The sequence below is a fragment of the Streptococcus parasanguinis genome, from assembly GCF_032163505.1.
Taxonomy (GTDB): Bacteria; Bacillota; Bacilli; order Lactobacillales; family Streptococcaceae; genus Streptococcus; species Streptococcus parasanguinis_V.
Window position 1 is genome coordinate 1426928 of record NZ_CP134147.1, and the last position, 22133, is coordinate 1449060.

Genomic DNA, 22133 nt, shown 5'->3' on the forward strand with positions numbered 1-22133 from the left:
CAAATTGTCCTTCCAACAATTTGTCTTTTTCTATTTGACTCTTAAATCAAGCCTTCCAAGAGGCCTTTCATGAAGTTTTCTGAGTGGAATGGTCCGATGTCATCAATCTTTTCTCCGAATCCAATCAACTTCACTGGAATGTCCAACTCTTCACGGATCGCAAGGACGACCCCACCTCGAGCTGTTCCATCGATCTTGGTCAGTACAATTCCTGTCACAGGCGTAATTTTTGAAAATTCTTTAGCTTGCACCAAGGCATTTTGACCGGTTGATGCATCGAGGGCCAGCAAGGTTTCATGCGGTGCATCAGGTACCACACGCTTGATAATGCGGCCGATTTTTTCAAGCTCTGCCATGAGGTTGTCCTTGTTTTGCAGACGCCCCGCTGTATCAATCATCAGAACATCGATGTTTTCAGCGATCGCGCGTTCCATTCCATCAAAGACGACGCTAGCAGGATCTGATTTTTCAGGACCTGTTACAACTGGAACATCTACGCGGCGTCCCCATTCTGCCAGTTGAGCCACTGCTCCTGCACGGAAAGTATCTGCTGCAACCAACATGACTTTCTTACCCTCTTGTTTGTAGCGATGGGCTAACTTCCCGATAGAGGTTGTTTTACCAACTCCATTGACCCCAACAAAGAGCATGACCGTGAGACCATCTTGAAAACGAATGGCTTCATTAAATTGGCCATCCTTTTCATACAAGTCCACCAATTTTTCGATGATCACGCGCTTGAGAGCATCTGGTTTTTTGGCATTTTCCAAACGGGCTTCATAACGCAACTCTTCGGTTAAATTAGAGGCCACTTGAACCCCAACGTCACTCATGATCAAGAGTTCTTCCAATTCTTCAAAGAATTCTTCATCGACTGAACGGAAATTGGCAAAGAAGGCATTGAGGCGTGCTCCAAATCCAGTCCGTGTCTTTTTCAAGCTACGATCGTATTTTTCCTGAATGGTTTCTTGCTGAGGCTTAACCTCGTCTGGAATTGGCTCTTCTGCCTCTTCAACAGTTCTTTCCTCAACGGCTGATGCAGCTTCTCCTTCCGGAAGTCTGGACTCAGCTTCTGCTACTTCTGAAGTTTCCTCCACTTGAGCAATCGCTTCTGATACTTCAGGTTCTGAAACCCCATCCTGAGCGTTACTTGTTCTGGAACTTCCTCTTCTGTCGTGCTCGCTTCTACTAGCTCAGCTTCAGATGATGGAGAAGCAATCGGTGACTCTTCTTCCAGTTCTGAACCATTAGCGCCATCTGGTTCTTCAACGGTTTCAGTTACTTTCGCTTCAATTTTCACTTCTTCAAGAGGCTCAGTCTCCGTTTCATCAGCTAGTGGTGAAACTTCTTCAGGACTTGCTTCTGTTTGAGCAGGTTCAAAGGCAACTGGAGACTCCTCTACCGGTTCTTGAACTTCAGGAGTCTCTGAAGTTCCTATTTCTTCAACAAGAGGTTCCTCTGCCGGCTCTTCTTGAGCAACGGTTGAAACAGGTTGATGAGTGGCTGCAATTCGCGCTTTGAGCTCTTGGTAGTAAGCCTCCATATCAGCGATTTTTTGCTCTTCCTTGTCATTTTGGGTAGCCGTCGGCTCCTCTTTGACAGTTTCTTCAACCTCAGTACTTTCCGTCACTTCTTCCGAAGACGGAAGCACTTTTTCAGTTTCTTCTTTTTTTCCAAATAAACGATCAAATAATCCCATTTATTCACTCTCCTTTAGCACATAATTTTCAATTGCCCATGCGACGGCATCCTGGTCATTGGTCACAGGGGCCACAAGCGCTGCAACTTCCTTCACTGCTGGAATCGCATTGCCCATGGCAACTCCCAGTCCAGCCCACTGGATCATAGACAGGTCATTGGCTTCATCCCCACAGGCCATGACTTGATCAGCCTTAAGGCCCAAAATAGCTGCCAGTGCCTCTAAACCTGTTGCCTTGTGAACATTTTTAGGGCACCATTCCAACAACATTTCCCGAGATTTAAAAATTTCATAGTCTTGAAATAAGTCCGGCTTGATCTGCTTGATCGCTGCATCTAAAAAGTCTTGATCAACGGCTGTCACACACTTGTTGTAAGATATCGTGGATGGCAGATCTTTAAAATCTGTCTCAATAAAGTTCAGGTAGGGATTGTAAAGGGAATAGAGAGACTTTCGATCTGCATGAATCTCATAAACCCTTCCCTCACTGATAGCATCCAGCGGAAGGCCTAGACGGGCTGTTTCATCATGAATAGTTGCGACATCTTCTGGTGCCAAGACAACTTTTGAGAGGATTTCTCCATTATTTCGCTGCACTAGACCACCGTTGAAAGTTATCGTATACTCTTCTTTAAGGCCTGCTGTTCCCAATTCTTCTAAAAGAAAATCCATGGCTTTCAAGGGACGACCAGTGGTTAGAACCACCTTGACACCTTGGGCCTGTGCAGCAGCAAGGGCTGCTCTATTGCGAGGGGAGATCTTTTTTTCTGAATTGAGAAGGGTCCCATCTAAATCCAGCGCAATCAAGGAAATCTGACTCATACAATTTCCTCCATGTAGCGGAGGACAGAACCCGTCGCATGGTGGCCGATGACTTTTTCAGCAATGGCCAAGATTTCAGGACGTGCATTTTCTGGCGCTACAGGATGGCCCACGACTTGCATCATATGGAGGTCATTTAAGTTATCCCCGAAAGCCATCACCTGATCCATCGAGATCCCTAGTTTATCCGCTAAGGCGGTAATGGCAACTCCCTTATCGACATAATCGAGGACAATGTCAATCGATTCAAAACCTGTCGTCATCGCTTTGACACCGGGGATATTCTCAGTGACCCATTGCTCACCTTCAAGAACAAGAGCTGCATCAAAGTTGGTGGTCAATTTGAAAATTTCATCCTGAATATCCGCTAGACTTTTCACTTTTTGAATGTTTTCATTATAGTGCTGACTCAAGGCCAGATAGTCGGGATCTACTGATTCTAAGACATAGCTTCCTTTTTTCCCCGTCAAAAGCAGTTTATTGGGGTCTGCATAAGGTGAGGATTTCAAAGCTTCAAAAACACCCAAATAAAAGTCTTTGGACATAGTCGCTTCGTAGAGATCTTCTCCATGAAATTCTACCACACTACCATTTTCAGCAATGAAAATCATCTGGTCCTCAAATCCTTTAAATAGGGATTTGAGAGAAAGGAGGGCACGGCCACTCGCAGCAGCAAAATAGATGCCTTTTTCTTTGCAGCTTGCTAATACCTTGCGTAAATGGTCTTGATCGTACTGATGTTGGTCATTTAGAAAGGTTCCATCCATATCCGTAGCGATCAATTTAATATCATTATTCTTCATTTTCTAAGTCTTTCAATTTTACTGAGACGATTTTAGAAACCCCTGATTCCTGCATGGTCACACCATAGATGGAATCTGCAGCCGACATGGTTCCCTTCCGGTGCGTCACGACAATAAATTGGCTTTCCTTATCAAAGCGGTTCAAATAATCCCCAAAGCGCTTGACATTGGCCTCATCTAGGGCAGCCTCTACCTCATCCAGAATGACAAATGGAATAGTCTTGACACGAATAATCGAGAACAAGAGAGCCAAGGCAGACAAGGCCTTTTCTCCACCACTCATAAGGTTTAAGGATTGGATCTTTTTACCAGGTGGCTGTACAGAAATTTCAACACCAGCTGTCAGAAGATCTGGCTCTGTCAGAATCAAATCAGCAGAACCCCCACCAAACATTTGACGGAAAGTGACTTTAAAGGATTCACGAATGGCTTCAAAAGTTGATTTAAAGCGTTCCTTGACTTCGTCATTCATGTCGTTGATGGTAGACAGAAGCATGTTTTTCGCAGCCAAGACATCCTCACGCTGGCTGGAAAGGAAATCAAAGCGCCCCTTCACCTCGTCGTACTGCTCGATCGCACCCACATTGACTGGACCAAGTGCCTTAATATCTTTTTCGATGCTCTTGAGCTGGTTTTCAGCTGCTGCAAGATTTTCAACAGGTTTGGCCTGTTCTTTGGCTTGGTCAAAGCTTTGCATGAATTCATCGGTAATTTGCGTTAAGAGCTTGTTTAAACGATCCGCATGCTTTTCACGTGTCGCTTCAGCCTTGGCTTGTTGACGAATCCACTCTTCGTTTTTCTTGCGAGCTTGTTCCATCTGTTCTGCCACATCTTCGGCCTGGCCTTCCAAATCATCCAGCTCAAAACGTTTCCGAATGACTCCTTGTTCCAAGTCCGTTTTCTTGGCTTGGGCCTGCGTCAATTGATTGGCTAGCTGCTCCACATCTACTGTTTGAACTTGGGCCTCGCCTTGTTCAATCAGCAATTGCAACTGATGCTCTTCTACTTCCAACTGGGAGATCGTTTCTTCCAAGCGACGAGCATCTGTTTGCTCATAGCTTTGTTGGCTCTTATATTCGGTCTGTTGAAGTCGCAACTCTGCCAATTGCTCTTGCAAGTTTTGTACTTTTTGTTGCAGAACGTCTTTGTCCGACTTCATGGTTTCAATGTCGCGATTCAGATTTTCTTTTTTAAGCTCAATTTCTGCCAATTGCTCAGTAAGAGACTCTAGCTCTTCTTGGAGAGACTGGGTCGCATCTGTTGCCAATTCTGACTTCAAAGCTTCTAAGAGTTCCTGAATTTCTTTCAGTTGCTCTTGGCTTTGTTGGTAGGCCAATTGGGCCCGCTGTTGCTCTAGACGCGCTTGCTCACCCTGGCTTTGAATAGAAGCCAAGTATTCTTGCGCCTGGTTGAGCAGATTGTCCTTGGTCTCTACCTCCTGCTCTGCTTCTCTCAAACGAGCATCCAGAGCTTGCATTTCCTGCTTCAAACTATCCAATTCTGGTTTGACAAAGACCGTATTTTGGGAGCGATTGGCACCACCGGCGTACGATCCTCCGGTCCGCAATTCGGTCCCATCCAAGGTCACCATCCGAACTTGATAGTTGACTTTACGAGCCGCCTCACGCGCATGCTCCGTCGTGTCAAAGATAGCCGTTACTCCAAGCAAGTTTTGGAAAATCTGTTCAAAACGATGCTCATAGGTCACTAAGTCACTCGCAATTCCTAGAAATCCTGCACTGGCTTGAATCAATTCTAGATTCCGAGGAGATAGTTGACGAGCTTTGATGGTCGTGAGCGGAAGGAAAGTTGCCCGTCCCAAGCGATTGCGTTTCAAGAAATCGATCGCTCGTGTTGCGGCCTTTTCATCCTCGACAATGATTTGTTGGCTGCTAGCTCCCAGAGCAATTTCAAGCGCTGTCTGGTAGTCTTTTGAGAAACTCAAATTCTCACTAACAGCCCCACAGATGCCTCCTAACCGTTCTGCTTCTTGCAAAACGCTCTTGACGCCTGCATAGAAGTTACTATGGTTCTTCTGAATAGCTTCCAAGCTATTGATCCGCGCCCGCTTATTCTTGCTCTCATCCATCAAGTCAAACATGGCCGCTTGAGCCTCTTGGTAGGCAGCTTTGGCCTGCTCCACTTTTACCAATTGCTCTTGGTATTCTGCTAATAGGCCTTTGACCGTCGCTTGTGCCTGATCCAACTCTTCCAATTGTCGGACTTCTTTTTCCTTGGCAGTTTCAAAGTTTGTTTGTGCCTTGGTCAAATCCTCTTGACGATGGCTTGATTCTTGCAGGAGTGCTTGGATCCGGCTCTCAATGGCTGTCCGCTCATTTGATTTTTCAGCCTCAGTCTGTAAGAGCGCGACATACTGCTCGCGTAGATGCTCAATGACTTGTTCCGGATCTTCTTCATAGTTGGCTAATTCTTTTTCCAACTCTTCTTGTTGCTGACGGTTCTCTGTCAGTCTTTGTTGAAGCACAGCTAGCGTCTCTTGTTTTTGAGCCAGCTCTTGTTTCGTTTCTTCCAGACGGGCCACGACAGCATCCAGCCGCTCAAGATTTTCCCTGCGACTATGGGCTGCTTGACTCGATTGCAACTTAGCTACTTCGATTTGCTTTTCCAAATCGCTGATCAAACGAGTAACCTCAAGCAAGCTGGCCTGGTCCTCAGCTAAACTCTCATCCAACTGATGGCGGGCTTTCTTGATACGTACATTATCTTCTTCTAAGACCTGACGACGTTGGTAATAAGAAGCCAACTGTTCTTGAATGGCCTTTTCTTCTTGATCAGCCTTTTCATAAAGGTCCTTTGTCAAATCGACTTGAGCAACTAAAACATCCAGCAAGAGAATCTGCCGTTCTTGGTCTAATTCCAAGAAACGGCGAGCGACAGTCGCTTGCTTTTCAAGAGGTTGGATTTGTCCTTCTAATTCATAGAGGATATCCTCCAGACGGTCCAAATTCTCCTGGGTTTGGTTGAGTTTGGTCTCGGTTTCCTTGCGCCGCGTCTTAAATTTCAAGACACCTGCAGCTTCTTCAAAGATGGCCCGGCGTTCTTCCGGTTTGGAGTTAAAGATCTCCTCTACCCGACCTTGGGAGATAATGGAGAAAGAATCCCGTCCCAATCCCGTATCCATGAACAAATCATGTACATCTCTGAGACGTACTTTCTTGCCATCGATCTTGTACTCGCTGTCTCCCGAACGATAAATATGCCGTTCGACACGAATTTCTTTCCCTGCCTGTTGGATAAAACCATCTTGGTTATCTAAGACAACTGTGACACAGGCATAATTCAGCGGTTTTCGCGATTCTGTCCCTGCAAAAATGACATCGGGCATCTTGCCCCCACGTAGACTCTTGACACTGGATTCCCCCAGGGCCCAGCGCAAGCTCTCCGTGATATTTGATTTTCCAGATCCATTAGGCCCTACAACGGCAGTGACCCCTTTGTCAAATACGACTTTTGTCTTATCCGCAAAGGATTTAAAGCCTTGGATTTCAATCTCTTTTAGATACATGGCCCATCATTCCTCGTTTCAACTGCATTGCGGGCTGCTTCCTGCTCCGCTAACTTCTTGGAACGACCATGACCATGTCCCATCGTTTGACCGTTCACGAACACTTCTACTTCAAACTCTTTGGCATGAGCTGGACCGGACTCGCTAACCACTTGATATTGGATCTCCACATCTCCGTGAACCTGTAACAGTTCTTGCAAGCGAGTCTTGTAGTCAATGACTTGAGAAAATTGACCCGTTTCAACCTTTGGAATCATGACCTGATAGATGAAGCGTTTGACTGCTTCCACTCCTTGATCTAGTAAAAGAGCACCTAAAAAGGCTTCAAATAAATCGCCAAGAATCGTATCGCGGTCCCGACCACCAGATTTTTCTTCGCCTTTGCCTAGTTTGATGAAATGGTCAAATTGGCAATCTCGAGAAAAACCAGCCAAACTCTCTTCACGGACAATCATAGAACGGAATTTGGACAAATCTCCCTCCGGTCTGTTGGGGTGTTCCTTATACAAATATTCGGAAATAACTAATTGAAGAACAGCGTCTCCTAAAAATTCCAAACGTTCGTTATGTGAAATTTTTAAGAGGCGGTGCTCATTGGCATAAGAGGTGTGCGTAAAAGCTGTATCTAATAAACTGGTATCTGAAAAAACGATCTGAAACCGTTCCGATAACAGGGCTTGTAATTTCTCCATGGGAAGCCTACTTTCTAATTAATTCATACTCTTAAGTATACCAAAAAAGAAGCACGAACGCACTTCTTTTCCTAGTTCTAGGGCCTGAATTCTCCAATTTTAATCAGGATTTTCTTCTGTTGGATTTTCAGGCTTATTAGGGATCACTTTTAAGAGATAATAGGTGATAAAAATCGTCAAAGCACCTAAAACAAGCTTCACCCAAATAATCGGGGCCAGATAGATCGAAATCCCCATCAAAATGTAGATCTGAAGAAGGATCCATTTCTTCCGTTCTTTGGCAATCGATTTGGTCTCTCGGTAATCCGCTACATAGGTTTGATAAAGCTTGGTTTGGTAGAGCCAAGTTTCAAAGCGTTTGGAACTTTTAGCAAAGCAAGCCATAGACAACAATAGAAAGGGGGTTGTCGGTAAAATCGGCAAAGGAATCCCAATAATTCCTAATCCCAAAGACACAAAACCAATCGTAAGATAAACAAGGCGCATTTACTCCTCCTTTGTATGATTCTTTTTTGTTAAAAGCCATTTCATAGTTGACTCACTAACTTTTACTAATCCTTTCTCAATTTTTAGAAAAAGCTACTAACACAACAGCATAGACTAGAAGGAGCAAGATCCCATAAAGGATTCCAGCCATTTATAATAGCGATTCACACCGCAATAACGCTCCACGTAAGCTCTACTTGGTTTTTCAGGATCATACCAAACCGTCATCAAAGAGCATAGTGGAAATTGGGTCTGAAGAGCTGTATTAAAAGAAACAAATGAATTTCGATAAAAGGTAATCGAATTGGCTAACATCTCTTCTCTTGTGTGAATGTAAGAAGCCTGTTTAGGTCCCCATGGGGTTGAAACCGTCCTAATAAAGAAATAACGAAAGGATTTTTTATAAGCCACGCCATTTACCTTGTATTCCACAATCGGAGGATTTCCCCCTCGAAAGCTATTATAGCCCACAACTGTTCCTTTTATGGATGATGTAGCAAGCCGAACCATCTTTTTATCACGGAAATAAAGATAAAAATAAGTACCACTCACAAAAACTAAGGCTAAAAATATAACTGTTGTTGAGAGCCAAAACAGTAGCATTTTAGTTGACATTTATTTCTCCTTCAAATTTTCTTGATAATACTCTAAAAACTCGTCTTCACTTTGAACGATATGTTCTTTTCCATCTTTCGAACTAGTTGCAGGAATAGTTAGGTTCTTAAAGATATTAGAATCTTTGGGAACAACCAATTTCAAAAAAGAAATTTTTAAACGAACATCTTCTTTTCCAAGGAAATACAATTCAGATAGCGAACCTTTACTCAATATATCATATACTTTTGGATACTTGCTTGCTAAAGAATCTGCTTGAGCTTTTTTAGTAAACCAAAACGCTGACCATACAAAATTAAAATGTTGGTTTGAAAGTCTGTCATATTTATTGAGTAAATCCTCAAGACCTTCTTTATTTTGCCATGCTTTTTGATTTACATCATAAAAGTCCTTACCTGTTTTTCCAGATGATGTTTTAGAAATAATTTTCCCCGTTTCTATATCTATGATACCAATAAAAGTTTTTGAGTTTGGTTTACTATTCACTGCCATCTTTATAGGCAAATAAGTTTTTCCTTCTTCAGATTGTAACAATTTTGGGGAATCCGCAACATTAATTGGAACATAATTTCTATTATATTCCCTCACCATCTTAAACACATCATAAGTTTTTTGTTTAATCGTATTGTCTTTTGTATCGTAAACATCTAATAACCAGTATTCTCCTTTTTCAGGGATATTACTCTTTAAATAAGGAACTTTATCATTTTCACTTAACCAGTACTTATATGCTGCCGACTTCAATTTGTAACTCTGCCGAATAATAAAACGTTCACCATGCATCTCAATTCTATTGTTTCTGATGTCAATACGAGGATCATATTTCTTAGCCTCTTTCGCTTCCTTTAATTCAGCTTCGTTATCCCAGCTAATTGCTACCGCTTTATGATTAGCAATAAATTCATAATCCATCATTTTTGCTCTCGGGCTCCACATGACAAACTGGGTCAATTCATGTTTACGATAAGCCTTATATGCAAGGCTAGCTCCTGTGATAATAAAGACAAGAAATAAAACTTGAACTAATTTTGATCTGATTATCTTTTTCATTTCTATTTCTCCTTTTCTGTGATTGAGCATGATCTAACTACCATTCAGATTGGTTTCATGTTGTTCAAACCATATTTTATATATGCACTTCAATATTATTTCATTTTAGCTTTGAAAGTTGACTCAGCTGAAAAATAGAATGTATTTCCAGACAATAAATAATTGAGTGCAAAAACAAATAAACCTAAATGAACCACAAAGTTCGGCGCAAAATTAGTTATTACCGCGTAACAAACCACACCAACAATGATAAGAAAAATCGTTGGCATTAGAAGTGATAAAAAAACAAATTTTAATGTTGTTGGGACACAATATACTTTGATCGGATGATCATTATTTTCTAGCTTGGACACAATTTTTCTTCTGCTCATCCACACGCGAATTCCCATCACAATACCAAAAACGAATAACGTCAATCCAATATTGAGTAAATGAGAGTTGAAGTACAGATAATCTTCAATCGGAAACGCTCTCGATAAAAGCAATGCCACAAACGCAGCTCCAGAAGCTGTAATTTCTTTGTTATGTGTTAAACCATTCTTTTGCTTGTCGTTTCTAGATGTTGTTAATGTGTTAAATTCATCCTCAGTTAACCGAATAGCCCAATGGGATGTAAAATACAAAAACCACGGGAAAAAGTATGAGATTATAAAAGGACGATCCACGTCTACTAAATAATGCTCATTATCTACATTTAGAATGCGATAGCGAAAATTTTTTTTTGCTAAATGTTCTATGTTTGCTTTTTTAAGCATAAACACCCTTTCTTTTCATATCAATTCATCAAGGAGATTTTTAAATGATGAACCACCCAAAATTTCTTGACCCATATTATCTACCATTAAATCGCTTAGCAAAGATGCAATACTCTCATTCTATTGCAGTAAAACATATTTCGATGGAATTATTGTCCAGTTGATCCTGTTTGACGCTTCAATATTTTAAGAATCTTTTTGGTCTTAATTTCCTGATGAAAATGCATCACACAAGCAAAAGCAAGAAGGTAGATCATCAGACACAAAAAATCAGTTTCTCTAATATAAGTAACCAAGAAAAAAATCCCTAAAAAAACAAAAAGAATCTTCATAATAAAAATTGCAAGCACCTTTGCTCTGAGTGTTTTGCGCTCTTTTTCCTTCAAAACAACCGTTTTCCAACCCGTTCTCTGATCTTTTTTTCTCGACTTCGCTATCATTAGCATTCCGAGAACTATCAGAGTTCCAATCATTGCAATACCGATATTGATCGTATACGGTAAGGTCCCAAAGGCTGAATTTAAAACACTTGCAATTCCTTTTAAAAGAAAGACTGTAAGTGGAGCAGCAACCATTATCCAATTGGAAGTATTTTTTTGATCATTATATTGAAATACTTCGTTTTCTTCATCAAAATAAATCCATTTCGAAACCAAATAACCGATATATGTTTTCACAATTAACATTTCTCCGTCAATTTATTCTTGAGATAAAGTACTCCTATCATACACAAATTTTGGCTAAAGAGCAAATTCATTACTAGATGCAGATTTCCTCAAATAGACATATAAAAAACCACCCGCGGGTGGTTCTCTATCTTATATCTTCGTCAAAGGGGTCGCGGTATCTGGCGAGGTATCTAGCACCTCAAAATCATGGCCAACAGCTAGATCTGCTCGAGCCAGTTGATTCTCCATAGTCATATGGGCCAATTCTTTGATATTGTTCTCTTTTGACAAATGTCCCAGATAAATCTTCTTGGTGCGATTTCCCAAGGTTCGGATCATGGCATCCGCACCGTCTTCGTTAGAAAGGTGGCCTAGGTCTGACAAGATCCGCTGCTTTAAGCGCCAAGCGTAAGAACCTGCTCGAAGGATCTCTACATCATGGTTGGACTCAATCAGATAGCCATCCGCATCCGCGACGATACCTGCCAAGCGATCGCTCACATAGCCCGTATCCGTCAGCATGACGAAGCTCTTGCCATCCTTCATCAAGCGATAGAATTGAGGGGCTGCAGCATCGTGACTGACCCCAAAACTTTCGATATCGATATCGCCAAATGTCTTGGTCTTCCCCATTTCAAAGATGTGCTTTTGAGCATCATCAACTTTCCCTAGATACTTGGTGCCTTCCATAGCCTTCCAAGTTGCTTCATTAGCATATAGATCCATGCCATATTTCCGCGCTAAAACACCCACACCATGGATATGGTCTGAGTGTTCGTGCGTAATCAAAATGGCATCTAAGTCTTCTGGTTTGCGATCAATTTCAGCCAATAGTCCCGTAATCTTTTTCCCTGATAGCCCTGCATCAATAAGCAGTTTTTTCTTTGGCGTCTCAAGGTAGAAAGAATTCCCACTAGAACCTGAAGCTAAAATACTATACTTAAATCCCTCTTCTGTCATTGACTCCTTATTCTTCCTCTTCTGTATCCCAGTCGTCTTTAATAGCGTCTTTGTCGTACGGCAAGACAATGGTAAAGGTAGATCCCTTGCCATATTCACTCTTGGCCCAAATAAAGCCTTTGTGTTGCTTCACGATCTCCTTAGCAATGGCTAAGCCTAGACCAGTCCCACCTTGGGCCCGGCTACGCGCCTTATCCACTCGGTAAAAGCGATCAAAAATGCGTGGCAAGTCTTTCTTTGGAATCCCCAAGCCCTCATCTGAGATGGAGATAATCAACTGGGCATCTGTCGTTTTCATCCCTACCTTGATCTTTCCACCATCAGGTGAGTACTTGATGGCATTGTTCAAGATATTGTCGATTACCTGGGTCATTTTATCCGTATCAATTTCAACCCAGATCGGGGTGATTGGGTATTCCCGGATCAGTTCATACTTCTTGGTATCTTCTTGCGCTTGACTCTTGATCTTATCAAACCGGTTCAAAATAAAGGTGATAAAGGCCGTAAAGTTGGTCAACTCGATGTCCAACTGACTGGTTTCATTATCGATTCGTGACAAGCTCAATAGATCTGTGACCATGCGCATCATGCGATTGGTTTCATTGAGTGAAACTTTGACAAAATCTGGTGCTACCGGCTCTGACAAAGCGCCATCGTCCAGGGCTTCCAGATAGGATTTCACACTGGTCAAGGGAGTCCGCAATTCATGGCTCACATTAGAGACAAAGAGACGACGTTCCCGCTCTTCCTTGTCCTGCTCTGTCGTATCGTGCAAGACAGCTACCAGACCAGAGATAAAACCTGACTCACGACGAATCAAGGCAAAGCGCACACGAAGGCTGAGGTACTCCCCGTTTTCATCCTGGGAATCGATGGTTAACTCTGGTACTTCAGTAATCAAGCTTCGCAGATCATAGTCATCTCCAAGCGAAAGCAAATCCAGAATACTGGTATTGAGCACCTCATCTGGATTAACATTCAATTGCTTGGCTGCCATTTCATTGACCATGATGATCTGACCGCGTCTATTGGTCGCAAGCACCCCATCTGTCATGTAAGAAAGGATACTGGTCAAACGCTTGGTTTCTTGTTCCAAGTTTTCATGCGTCAGGCGAATAACCTCCGACAGATCATTGATACTATTGGTCATATCCGTCAGTTCTGGACTTCCTTGCATGTCGACCACTTCGGAATAGTCCCCTGCAATCAGATCCTTAATTTTGGCGTTTAATTGTCTGAGCTTGATATTGTCCCTACGGTTTTCTAGCAAAAGCAAGGCTACCACAATGATAAACCCAACCGTAATCAGAACAAAGACAAAGTTCGACGACATTACAAATTGTTTTAGTTGATCAATCATTGTTTCTCATATAATATCCGACACCACGGCGGGTCAAGATATATTCTGGACGTCCTGGTGTGTCCTCGATTTTTTCACGCAAACGACGAACCGTCACGTCCACTGTCCGAACATCACCAAAGTAATCATAGCCCCACACCGTCTCAAGAAGGTGTTCACGGGTCATCACTTGACCGACATGGGTCGCAAGGTGATAGAGCAATTCAAACTCACGATGGGTCAAGTCCAATTCTTTGTTGCCTTTTTGAACCAAGAAGGCATCTGGAAGAATGTGAAGATCACCAATGACAATTTCCGTATCGGCCTCATTTTCAAGCTGAGGATCAGCCGCAAACTCCGAACGACGCAACAAGGCCTTCACACGCGCTTGCAATTCCCGATTAGAGAAGGGTTTGGTCACATAGTCATCCGCACCAATTTCAAGTCCGATAACCTTATCAAATTCTGTATCTTTGGCAGAAAGGACAATGATGGGCACATTGCTGGTCTTGCGAATGGTACGCGCCACTTCCAGACCATCAATCTCTGGCAACATCAAATCTAGAATAATAATATCCGGATTCTCAGCCGCAAAGACTTCCAAAGCTTCCCGGCCATCAAAGGCTGTCAAGACTTCATAGCCCTCTTTTGCCATGTTAAATTTGATAATATCTGAAATTGGTTTTTCATCATCAACTACTAATATTTTTTTCATCTTACATACCTGTTTCTAATGCTTCTTTTCCTAATCAATCTCTATCTTCTTATTATATCAAACTTATGAAGAAATGTGGAGCCTCAATTGCTGGACTTTCCAATAAGAAAGGGTAAAAAAGACCGAGAAGTTAAAATCTCAGTCTCAGAAAAAACGAATGATATGTAGAAGATAAAATCACTTGAGTGATTCTAAAAAAAGTTAATTTCCTACTTGCTATAGCTAATAAATCATATTTAGAAAACTTTCCGTCGTGAGAAAAGTGAGAGTGGGACAGAAATCATAGCCTCTTAATTGTTTTTGGATTGTCGAGCAAGACGCAGTGGTTGAGTGAGCTCTACTACGCTGATTTCATCAGCTTTTACAGCCCTACTCAACTGTGCGGAGGTGGGACGACGAAATCGAATTCTAACGAATTACCGATTTCTGTCCCACTCTCACTCGGGAGTTTTGGAACTTCATAGAAGTTCGCTGACGTTCTTACTCACCTAAGGGAAGGTTTTTTAGATTGTTTTATCCTTAATCTTTTTATTTTTTCATTATTTCTCAACACGTGATTTGTTGGCGATATCTGCTAGGATTGCTGCTACAAACTCATACTGTTTAAACATTAAAACGGTATCTACTTTCAGAGGAGATATCGTTTTTCTTCTTCAGATAAGGAGACAAAAATTTCTTCCTTTCTCTATCTTTTAAATGAATTGATTTCTTCAGAGAAAGAATGTAAAATTTTTGATATAATATGCAGGATGGACTGATGGATATTTAAAAGATAATGTTCAAAAGAATCACAGGTAAGAATTAAAAACATGTCAGTTTGGACAGAAGTCTCTCTACCATCATCCATGCAGAAACAAGATTATATGAAATAAAAGGAGTAACCAATGTCCGGAAACTATTCAACACGTGAATTCCGCGAGAAACTATATGATGACCTTCATGTTCGATTAAGAGATACAGTGATTTTGATGTGTTCGATTTTTATTGCCTCTATAGGTCTAAATATGAATTCAACAGCTGTCATTATTGGAGCCATGCTGATTTCCCCTCTTATGACACCGATTATTGGACTGGGGTTTGGTTTAGCTATTTTTGATACGCGTTTAATCAAGCAATCTCTAGGGGTTTTATTTACTCAAGTATTGGTCAGTTTGCTTGTCTCGACTCTATATTTCTGGATTTCTCCCTTATCTTATGCAAGTAGCGAATTGATTGCACGAACCTCTCCAACCATTTGGGATGTTCTCATTGCTATTGCGGGTGGGATAGCAGGTGTCATTGGTTCAAGAAAAAAAGAAGCAAACAATATCGTGCCAGGAGTAGCTATTGCAACAGCTCTGATGCCACCTATCTGCACTGCAGGCTATGGTTTAGCTAATGGAAATGTACGATTTTTATTTGGGGCTCTCTATCTTTTCTTGATCAACTGTGTCTTTATCATGCTAATCAATATTGTTGGAACAAGAATTATGATGAGACAATCTCCCTTAAGTTCATTTAAAGAGCTAAACATGAAAATGAGAATTGGGTTGATCTCCTTGATTGTATTATTGGTTCTTCCAGCCAGCTATTCAGCAGTCACTCTGACGATGGATCAAGCACGAAAAGAAGGGATCAAACAGTTTGTAGGAAAAGAGTTTGCCAATCATACGATCATTAATCAAGTCTACAAGTCAAGGAATAATGAATTGGTCTTGACAGTTGTTGGAGATCCGATTTCAGAAGAAGAATTAGAAACCATTCGCCAAAAACAAGACTCTTACGGTATTCAATCTGTTCAATTGAAAGTCAATCAAGTCCATAATTCGACAAAATTAGACAGTGAGACGACCAAGGAATTTTACGAAAACATTGACAAGTATATCGATCAAAAACTCTCTGAAAAAGATTCACAAAACGATCTCGTAAAAGAAAATGAAGCAGACAAGGACTGAGGATAGTCAACTTATCTAACTCATGGAAGCAAATCTTGGGAGGATATCCTATATCCAAAAGTTAATGGATAGAAAGGATTGTTGATGAGGATACTATTTGTGGTGGTTTGACCGATCACTACTGGCTCAGGTGAAACAAAATAGAAAAAGCAACAACTGAAATAGTTGTTGCTTTTTCTTACTAATAAATATTTTTCAGACTGTGATCGTTTTATTTCTCAACACGGGATTTATTGGCAATATCTGTAAGAATTAATTCTACAAATGCATCCACTGACATGGTTTCTGTTTCTTTTTGGCCATAACGACGTACGTTTACAGCCTTGTCTTCCATTTCCTTGTCACCAACAATCAATTGGTAAGGAATTTTTTGAGTTTGTGAAGCACGGATCTTGAACTGCATTTTTTCATTGCGTTCATCCACATCGGCACGAACACCACGGTCACGAAGTTTCTTCGCCACTTCCCAAGCATAGTCCACGTGTTTTTCGTTCGATACTGGGATGAGGGTTACTTGGTGTGGCGCAAGCCAGGTTGGGAAGGCACCCTTGTAGTTTTCAATCAAGATCGCTGTGAAGCGTTCCATGGTTGAGATAACCCCACGGTGGATCATGACTGGACGGTGTTCTTCCCCGTCTGCTCCAATGTAATGAAGATCAAAGCGTTCTGGAAGCAAGAAGTCCAATTGAATGGTAGATAGGGTTTCTTCTTTACCAAGAGCTGTTTTCACTTGGATATCCAATTTTGGTCCGTAGAAGGCTGCTTCCCCTTCAGCTTCATAGTACTCAACACCCATATCATCAACGGCTGCTTTCAACATGCGTTGAGCATTTTCCCACATTTCATCGTTATCAAAGTATTTGTGTTTGTCTTCAGGATCACGGTAAGACAAGCGGAAACGGTAATCTATCAAGTTAAAGTCTTCATACACATCGATGATCAATTGAAGGATCTTCTTGAATTCTTCCTCGATTTGTTCTGGAGCCACAAAGGTATGACCATCATTCAGAGACATTTCACGCACACGTTGAAGTCCTGTAAGGGCACCAGATTTTTCATAACGGTGCATCATACCGATTTCAGCGATACGGATTGGCAATTCGCGGTAAGAGTGCACATGGTGTTTGTAAACTTCGATGTGGTGAGGACAGTTCATTGGACGAAGAACAAATTCTTCTCCATCCCCCATATCCATTGGTGGGAACATGTCTTCACGGTAGTGATCCCAGTGACCTGAAGTCTTATAAAGTTCTACAGAAGCAATTGGTGGAGTGTAGACGTGTTGGTAGCCTGCTGCGACTTCTTTATCAACGATGTAGCGTTCCAACTCACGACGGATCGTCGCACCGTTTGGCAACCAGAATGGAAGTCCTTGACCAACTTCTTGAGAAATCATGAACAAATCAAGTTCTTTTCCAAGTTTACGATGGTCACGTTCCTTGGCTTCTTCACGCATTTGAAGGTAGTTCTTCAAATCTTTCTTGTCAAACCAAGCAGTACCGTAGATCCGTTGCATCATCGCATTGTCGCTATTACCACGCCAGTAAGCACCAGCAACGTTAAGAAGGTGGAAGATTTGGATACGACCAGTTGATGGGACGTGTGGGCCACGGCAAAGGTCCACGTATTCACCTTGACGGTAGATGGTCAAACCACCTTCATCTTCAGAGTGTTCTTCGATCAATTCCAATTTGTATGGATCATTTTTGAAGATTTCACGCGCTTCATCCTTGGTCACTTCTTCACGAATAGATGGGAAGTTTTCTTTCACGATTTTCTTCATTTCTTCTTCAATACGAGGAAGGTCTTCGTTAGAGATTTGACCCGCTTGGTTGTCTGTATCGTAGTAGAAACCATCTTCGATCGCTGGACCGACACCCAAGTGGATATCTGGGAAGAGGCGACGAGCTGCTTGGGCAAACAAGTGTGCCGCTGAGTGACGCAAGATTGGAAGAGCATCTTCGTGATCAGGTGTCACGATTTCAATGCTTCCGTCTTCAGTGATGGCACGAGTTGTGTCAATTAATTTGCCATTGAATTTACCAGCAAGGGCTTTTTTAGCCAAAGAATTGCTGATAGATTGGGCAATTTCAAAAGTAGTAACGCCAGATTCGAATTCACGAACAGCGCCATCTGGGAAAGTAATCTTAATCATGATTTTCTCCTTATAAAGTTTTTAGTAGCTAAATGGGTGGGAGGTGTCTTTGAACATTGGAATCGTCACTCCTTTTGATGTCTTCATTAAGAAATCAAAAAAGCGACCTCCTCGAAAGGACGTCGCAACGTGGTTCCACCTTCATTTATGTTCCTCAAAAAAGAGGGACACCTCTGATTGGCTCTAACGTAGCCACCGTTTTATGTTTACATAAAAGAATCACGAGTAGTCCCAAACCTATCCTCTACGCGATTTCCAGCCCCACGCGCTCTCTATCAGATTTCCTAGATTTGATATGTCTCTGTCAGTTATTATAGCACGATTGAAAAATTTTGCAAGAAAAAGTTTCGTTTTCAATCAAAGAAATGCGTGATTTTACGGATTTTCTTCACTTGTTTTACCGAAGCCTTCATCATCTTCACAGATCCATTGACCGGAAGAGCAATCACCTTGGTCGGGATTTTCACAATGGTCTTAGACATCCGCTTAACCCGACTTTGCTCAGGATTCAAATCATTTGAAAAGTCTTTCGAGATGATTTTATCCAGGTAAAATTCGTAGACCCGACGACCAAAGGTTGCTGCAGAAATATCATCAATCTTTTCTGCCCACTTGGTCTCATCGATTGCAGGCATCTCGTCAATCGCTTCAAGAATCGCTTGTGCCAGATCGCTCTCTTCATAAAAGAGCTTTCCAAACATAGGGTCATCAATCACATGATCGAGATAAGGATTGCCATGAGCGATGATCGGGGTACCACTTGCAATACTCTCTAAATAAGTCAACCCTTGCGTCTCACTCGTTGAAGCTGAAATAAAGAAGTCAGCCGCTTTATAGTAGAGAGCTGTCTCATTTGGTGGGATCATCCCTGTAAAGACAACCGCATCTGAAATCCCCAGTTTCGCCGCTTGTTTTTTCAAATCATCCAAATAAGGACCATCTCCAGCCACGATCAACTTAACTTTTGGATTGACCTTGAGGACATCTGGAAGGGCCGCAATAACAGCCTGAATATTCTTTTCATAAGAAACCCGCGACAGGCTCAATAAAAGCGTTTCATCTTCTGCGACTTCATATTTTTCACGAAGAGCTGCTGTCTCTGTCGGAGTGATTTCCGGTCGGTCAAACTTGGCCAAATCAATCCCTGTCGGAATAATACGTTTTTCTGCCTTGACCTTGTACTTTTGGAGCAAGTCATAGACGATCTCACTTGGACAGATCACGCCATCCAGATCATTCATATAACTTCTCACAATGTATTTGACCATACTTGGGCGAATGACCATACCTCTGGCAATATAGCGGACATAATCCTCATACTGGGTATGGTAGGTATGAATGACTGGAATCCGCAACTCGCGTCCAATCCACACTCCCAAAAGGCCCAGTGAAAACTCAGTCTGGGTATGGATAATATCCAGCTGGTATTGCTTGGCAATGGCAAGCGCCTTTGAGAAGCCACGATAAGCAACGCGGCGGTCCTTAAAGGCGAAGAAAGGCACACTTGGAATCCGAATGATCTGCCAATCTTCATAGCGGTTGACATCTTTATCCGTTGTCGTAAAGATAAAGACCGTGTGACCCAATTTTTCTAATTCTGTTTTGAGCGTCCGAATACTGGTCGCCACTCCCGAAACTTGCGGGAAATAGGTATCTGTAAATAACCCTACACGCATCTTACATCTCCAAAACTGTTTGATAGGCTTCGACCAATTGATAAGCCACTAAGTCAATCGAACGACTTTCAGCGACCTTGTAGCCTGCCTCCCGCTTGTCTACTTGACCGTTCAAGACCTTGTTCAAGGAATCCACAAATTCATCAACATTATGGCACAATTCAGAGGACGTCTCGTCAATCCAACCATTGTATACTGGAATATCCCGCAAGACCGTGTGCTGATGACTGGCCAAGGCTTCCAAAACAACGATTCCTTCTGTTTCTTCATAAGATGGGAAGAAGAAAGCATCTGAACCCGTCATGGCCCCTTGGAAGACTGCTCCCTTGAAGTAGCCAGGGAATTCCACATTACTAGGATGATCCTTTTCCACGATACGACGAATCTTACGCGGAATGATCCATTTGTTGATAGAACCTAGCCAGATAAAGCGCACATCCGGCATGCGACGGGCCACTTCTACGAAATCTTCAATCCCTTTGCGTTTAAAATAAAGCCCTGCACAGATGACAACCTTTTGGCCTTCTTGGATATTAAAATGCTTGCGAAAGACCTCTTCTTTTTTCGGATCCTTCTTGTATTTTTCTAAATCAATTCCATTGGAAACCGCGATAATCGGTGTGGTCACCCCATAAGACTGAATCAGGTGTTTAGAATATTCAGATGGCGTGATCACATAGTCTGCCTTTTGGTACATGTGAGCCAAATACTTCCCAAACAAGGGCGCAAAAAAGTTAGACCCGATAAAGGAATTTTCAAAATCCTCACGGGTTGAATGGCCATGCATGATGACTTTCTTTCCACGACGCTTTGCTGCATGGAGCAAAAGGAAACTCCGTGGGCCATAGGTATTGATATGCACCACATCATAATCTCCTAAAATATCTGTCGTATACGGAATCCCAGCCAAATCCAGCGCATGCATTTGATGCTGCAAGGCTCGACCAATTCCTGATTTTTGTAAGACGGATTTTCCTTCTAAATACAGTAAAACTTTCATACCCTCTATTATACCGAAATAAAGAGTGCCCAGCAAGTCTCTACCTATTTGCAGTATAAAAAAGAGGCTAGAACAGTTCTGTTCTAGCCTCTTAGACTAGTAGACACGTCTTCCCATGTCGAGACTCTAGTCTACTAATCCTTATTTTTTGGTCGTTCCACGTTGGTTGATCGTATGAGACAACAGTACTTCGCGTTCTTCCAACTCTTCTTTGTGCATGATCTTGGTCAACATGCGCATACTGATCGCACCAAGGTCATACAAAGGTTGGCCAATCGTTGATAGATTTGGACGCGTATAACGAGTTACTTGTGAATCATCACTGGTGATAATTTCAAAGTCTTCTGGTACCTTGATCCCCTTATCAGACAAGCCGTTCAAGAGACCTGCAGCCAATTCATCCCCTGTTACAAAGGCAGCTGTTGCTTTGGATGCAATGATGCGTTCTGCCAAGTTATAACCTTCATCGTACCGGTACTTGGATTCAAACACAAGTCCTTCGCTATAACTCAATTTTTTCACTTTCAAAGCTTCTTTGTAGCCTGTCAAACGAATTTTTCCATTGATATCATCCACCAATGGGCCACTTACAAAAGCAATTCTCTTGTTGTGTTTTGCCAACTGTGTAACAGCATCAACGGTTGCTTGCTTGTAGTCGATATTGACACTTGGTAATTGGTGTTCAACATCCACTGTCCCAGCAAGGACAACTGGCGTCCGAGAGCGTGAAAATTCTGAGCGAATCTTTTCAGTCAAGTGATAACCCATGAAAATGATCCCATCCACTTGTTTTGAAAAGAGGTTGTTTACCACTGAAACTTCTTTGTCATCGTCTTCATCACTATTTGCAAGAACAATATTGTACTTGTACATTTCAGCAATGTCATCGATCCCCTTAGCCAATGTAGAGAAATAGCTATTCGTGATGTTTGGAATCACAACACCGACTGTTGTTGTTTTCTTGCTAGCAAGACCACGCGCAACAGCATTTGGACGGTAATCCAAGCGTTCGATCACTTCTAAAACTTTTTTACGTGTATTTTCTTTAACGTTTTTATTCCCATTTACTACACGACTAACGGTTGCCATTGAAACCCCTGCTTCACGGGCGACATCATAAATTGTTACTGTATCGTCTGTATTCATAAGATTTCCTTTCATTGTTGAAAATTTCGTTTTCACTCTCTAATTAATCCTATTTTATCACTTATTGTAAACACTTTCAAGCATTTTGGTAA

The 22133-nt window shown here is 42.0% G+C and carries 19 protein-coding genes; 1 reads left to right on the forward strand and 18 read right to left on the reverse strand.

Going from position 1 to position 22133, the window contains the following annotated elements; genetic code table 11:
- Nucleotides 1–41: 41 nt before the first annotated feature.
- The 14 genes from ftsY to yycF form a co-directional block, all read right to left on the reverse strand.
- Complete coding sequence (ftsY, locus tag RIN70_RS10345) at nt 42–1097, reverse strand: signal recognition particle-docking protein FtsY (RefSeq protein ID WP_390897809.1); 1056 nt, start codon at nt 1095–1097, stop codon at nt 42–44.
- On the reverse strand, nt 1076–1699 hold the full coding sequence (locus RIN70_RS10350; protein ID WP_390897810.1) for a hypothetical protein: 624 nt from the start codon (nt 1697–1699) through the stop codon (nt 1076–1078). The genes ftsY and RIN70_RS10350 overlap by 22 nt, the downstream gene beginning before the upstream one ends.
- Nucleotides 1700–2521: a Cof-type HAD-IIB family hydrolase gene (locus tag RIN70_RS07235; RefSeq protein ID WP_313790502.1), complete on the reverse strand. Its 822-nt coding sequence runs from the start codon at nt 2519–2521 to the stop codon at nt 1700–1702.
- Nucleotides 2518–3324, reverse strand: coding sequence for a Cof-type HAD-IIB family hydrolase (locus RIN70_RS07240; protein WP_313790503.1), 807 nt, complete (start codon nt 3322–3324; stop codon nt 2518–2520). Before RIN70_RS07240 ends, RIN70_RS07235 begins: the two co-directional genes overlap by 4 nt.
- Nucleotides 3314–6850, reverse strand: coding sequence for a chromosome segregation protein SMC (gene smc, locus RIN70_RS07245; protein ID WP_313790504.1), 3537 nt, complete (start codon nt 6848–6850; stop codon nt 3314–3316). Before smc ends, RIN70_RS07240 begins: the two co-directional genes overlap by 11 nt.
- Nucleotides 6841–7542, reverse strand: a complete 702-nt coding sequence (gene rnc, locus RIN70_RS07250) for a ribonuclease III (RefSeq protein WP_049483702.1) — start codon at nt 7540–7542, stop codon at nt 6841–6843. Before rnc ends, smc begins: the two co-directional genes overlap by 10 nt.
- A 99-nt stretch (nt 7543–7641) precedes the next feature.
- A complete protein-coding gene (locus RIN70_RS07255) occupies nt 7642–8028 on the reverse strand; it encodes a YbaN family protein (RefSeq protein WP_151190856.1) in 387 nt (128 codons plus the stop codon).
- A 114-nt stretch (nt 8029–8142) separates the two neighbouring features.
- On the reverse strand, nt 8143–8643 hold the full coding sequence (locus RIN70_RS07260; protein ID WP_313790505.1) for a hypothetical protein: 501 nt from the start codon (nt 8641–8643) through the stop codon (nt 8143–8145).
- On the reverse strand, nt 8644–9693 hold the full coding sequence (locus tag RIN70_RS07265) for a hypothetical protein (RefSeq protein WP_313790506.1): 1050 nt from the start codon (nt 9691–9693) through the stop codon (nt 8644–8646). It abuts the gene before it with no gap.
- Between the two features lie 95 nt (nt 9694–9788).
- Nucleotides 9789–10448, reverse strand: coding sequence for a DUF443 family protein (locus RIN70_RS07270; protein WP_313790507.1), 660 nt, complete (start codon nt 10446–10448; stop codon nt 9789–9791).
- Nucleotides 10449–10597: 149 nt separating this feature from the next.
- On the reverse strand, nt 10598–11125 hold the full coding sequence (locus RIN70_RS07275) for a hypothetical protein (protein WP_313790508.1): 528 nt from the start codon (nt 11123–11125) through the stop codon (nt 10598–10600).
- 141 nt (nt 11126–11266) lie between these two features.
- Nucleotides 11267–12076 carry an MBL fold metallo-hydrolase gene (locus RIN70_RS07280; RefSeq protein WP_049475139.1) on the reverse strand — a complete coding sequence of 270 codons (810 nt, stop codon included), beginning with the start codon at nt 12074–12076 and terminating at the stop codon, nt 11267–11269.
- Between the two features lie 7 nt (nt 12077–12083).
- Complete coding sequence (vicK, locus tag RIN70_RS07285; protein ID WP_049497363.1) at nt 12084–13436, reverse strand: cell wall metabolism sensor histidine kinase VicK; 1353 nt, start codon at nt 13434–13436, stop codon at nt 12084–12086.
- Entirely contained in the window at nt 13429–14130 is a 702-nt protein-coding gene (gene yycF, locus RIN70_RS07290) for a response regulator YycF (RefSeq protein ID WP_003008151.1), read from the reverse strand. The genes vicK and yycF overlap by 8 nt, the downstream gene beginning before the upstream one ends.
- 884 nt (nt 14131–15014) lie before the next feature.
- Here yycF and RIN70_RS07295 point away from each other — a divergent pair.
- Entirely contained in the window at nt 15015–16064 is a 1050-nt protein-coding gene (locus tag RIN70_RS07295) for a DUF389 domain-containing protein (RefSeq protein ID WP_195623466.1), read from the forward strand.
- 211 nt (nt 16065–16275) lie between these two features.
- Here the strand turns inward: RIN70_RS07295 and thrS are convergent, their stop codons facing one another.
- The 4 genes from thrS to ccpA all read right to left on the reverse strand — a co-directional run bounded on the left by thrS (nt 16276) and on the right by ccpA (nt 22041).
- Nucleotides 16276–18219, reverse strand: coding sequence for a threonine--tRNA ligase (gene thrS, locus RIN70_RS07300; protein WP_195623467.1), 1944 nt, complete (start codon nt 18217–18219; stop codon nt 16276–16278).
- Nucleotides 18220–18572: 353 nt separating this feature from the next.
- Nucleotides 18573–19895 (reverse strand): glycosyltransferase family 4 protein, encoded by a 1323-nt coding sequence (locus RIN70_RS07305; protein WP_049485662.1) that lies wholly within the window; start codon nt 19893–19895, stop codon nt 18573–18575.
- Nucleotide 19896: 1 nt separating this feature from the next.
- On the reverse strand, nt 19897–20895 hold the full coding sequence (locus RIN70_RS07310; RefSeq protein ID WP_003008161.1) for an LTA glycolipid anchor biosynthesis glycosyltransferase, IagA/BgsA family: 999 nt from the start codon (nt 20893–20895) through the stop codon (nt 19897–19899).
- A gap of 141 nt (nt 20896–21036) precedes the next feature.
- Nucleotides 21037–22041: a catabolite control protein A gene (gene ccpA, locus RIN70_RS07315; protein WP_049490938.1), complete on the reverse strand. Its 1005-nt coding sequence runs from the start codon at nt 22039–22041 to the stop codon at nt 21037–21039.
- Nucleotides 22042–22133 lie beyond the last annotated feature (92 nt).